This is a genomic window from Streptomyces sp. SID1328, assembly GCF_009865595.1.
Classification (GTDB): domain Bacteria; phylum Actinomycetota; class Actinomycetes; order Streptomycetales; family Streptomycetaceae; genus Streptomyces; species Streptomyces griseoluteus.
Genome location: NZ_WWKH01000580.1, coordinates 1 through 202, shown reverse-complemented (window position 1 = coordinate 202; position 202 = coordinate 1). Strand labels below are relative to the sequence as shown.

Sequence of the window (202 nt, the reverse complement as noted above, 5' to 3'; positions counted from 1 at the left end):
GGGTTCTCCGCTCCCGCCCCCGCCGAGGGTGACGCCCCGCGACGTACCGCCCGCCCCGCCGTGGCCACCTTCCAGGCGCCGGTCTTCACCGAGCCGAGGTTCCAGACCCCGCAGCGCGCCGCCGCCGAGGCCGCGGCGCAGGCCGCCGGTGTCCGCGAGCCCGAGGAGGCGGAGGAGGCCGAGAAGCCCGAGGAGACCACCG

1 protein-coding gene is annotated in these 202 nt (G+C 79.2%); it reads left to right on the top strand.

Translation table 11 applies throughout. The features are described from left to right. A partial coding sequence (locus tag GT030_RS37395) for a hypothetical protein (RefSeq protein WP_161201973.1) occupies nt 1–202 on the top strand: 202 nt, incomplete at both ends.